General features: G+C 38.1%; 2 protein-coding genes. Both read right to left on the bottom strand.

What is annotated here, in order from left to right; translation table 11 throughout:
• Window positions 1-584: ABC transporter ATP-binding protein (locus J1782_RS00310; protein WP_217151908.1), on the bottom strand; the 584-nt coding region annotated here is incomplete at its 3' end.
• Entirely contained in the window at window positions 581-1,357 is a 777-nt protein-coding gene (locus J1782_RS00315) for an ABC transporter permease (protein ID WP_217151909.1), read from the bottom strand. The genes J1782_RS00315 and J1782_RS00310, both read right to left, overlap by 4 nt.
• Between the last annotated feature and the right edge of the window lie 293 nt (window positions 1,358-1,650).

Consider the following 1,650-nt stretch of genomic DNA (forward strand, 5'->3'; position numbering starts at 1 on the left):
AATAATGCAACGTCACAAAACTCAACTAATGATTTGAGGCTATGAGAAACCATTAAAAAACTTGCTTGCGCATGTTTTTCTCTGAAAAGGTCAGCACACTTTTGTTTAAATTTCGCATCGCCAACAGCAGTGACCTCATCAACTAAATAATAATCAAATCTAAAAGCCATGCTTAGCCCAAAGCCTAGTCTTGATTTCATACCAGAAGAATAAGTCTTAATTGGCATATCAAAATATTTTCCAAGTTCAGCAAATTCTTCTACAAACGCAACTTTCTCTTTTAGTTCATTTTTAGTTGCATACAAGCGAGCAACGAATTTAACGTTTTCTCTCCCCGTTAAACTGCCTTGAAAACCTCCAGCTAAGCCTACCGGCCAGGATATAGTTTTGTCTGTAATTATCTTTCCACTGTCAGGGCGATCAATTCCACCAATAACCCTGAGTAGGGTCGATTTACCTGCACCATTGCGTCCTATAAGCGCTACACTTTTATTGGGCGGTAAATTAACATCAAGACCTTTGAAGACGTAATGACGACCGGTAGGTGTTTTATATGATTTGGTTAAATTTTCAATCTTGATCATGAGGTCAACATTGCCTCTTCACGGTTACGATATAATGCTAATCCAATGAAAAAAGTTATCAAGGCGCATAGCGCTAAATAGTTTAAACTTACTCCTTCGCTGATATAACCCGGAACTACAGATTCTCTGCACAGTTCAACAACATGTACAATTGGATTCCAAAGCAGATACGGCCAATATTCTTTCGGCAGGTTATGCAATGAAAACATTATACAAGAAAAAAAATATAGTGGTTTAATTAAAATAGGTAGAAACTTTTCTGTTTCGGGAAAAGTTTTTCCCACGACCATAAAAATAAGCCCAATGCCACATGAGAAAATAATAAGGAAGAACCAAACAAGTATTAGTGTTACTACCTTTGTTACCTCAAATATTTCCCCCATTAGGCCTACAATTGTCATCAAGAGAACATAAACAATTGCATAAATTAAAGTTTCAAGTAGTGCCCTTGAAATCATTGTATCAATGGGTCTAACTGGACGATAGTTAAATAACCCTTGATTTGCCTCAATGGCACCAATGGAGCGGTTACTTATGTTACTAAACAAAAAGAAAGGAATAATACCATTGATTAAAAATACAGGGAACGAGATATCAGGCATTGTTCGATGCATTACATATCCAAATATTGCAAGCATGATCAAAACATGCGCTGAAGGTTCCAGCGCGGCCCACAGATACCCTAATCGGTACTTACCAAAACGGGTTTTAATTTCCCTCAAAAAAAGCGCTTTAACGGCTGCTTTTTGTACTTCCAAGCCACTACGTGCCATCAGATTATTCCAGTATTTTTAGGTTTTTCCACGCTACCGCCCCTGGCTTACAGCAGCCAATGTGCTTTGAAACTGAGCAGAGTGTGAGAAAACAGCAATGCATTACACGTCAGTGATTCTGCCGCAGGGGAGAATCACTTTTGCGTGAGTTTTCGTGTTGGGGGTTAACGCCGGATACCATCCCTGAAAACTATCTTCCTTTTAATTTTTAGTGAGTTAGCAAGAAATTATTTTTCACAAAAATGTAAAGGTTGCGAAAAAATATTTCAGCAAGTTTCAGGGGTGATCACAAC

The sequence above is a fragment of the Rahnella sp. BCC 1045 genome (assembly GCF_019049615.1).
Classification (GTDB): domain Bacteria; phylum Pseudomonadota; class Gammaproteobacteria; order Enterobacterales; family Enterobacteriaceae; genus Rahnella; species Rahnella contaminans.

Coding starts and splice junctions, on each gene's coding strand:
- J1782_RS00315 (WP_217151909.1), bottom strand. CDS start 1,357: ATGGCACGTAGTGGCTTGGAAGTACAAAAAGCAGCCGTTAAAGCGCTT.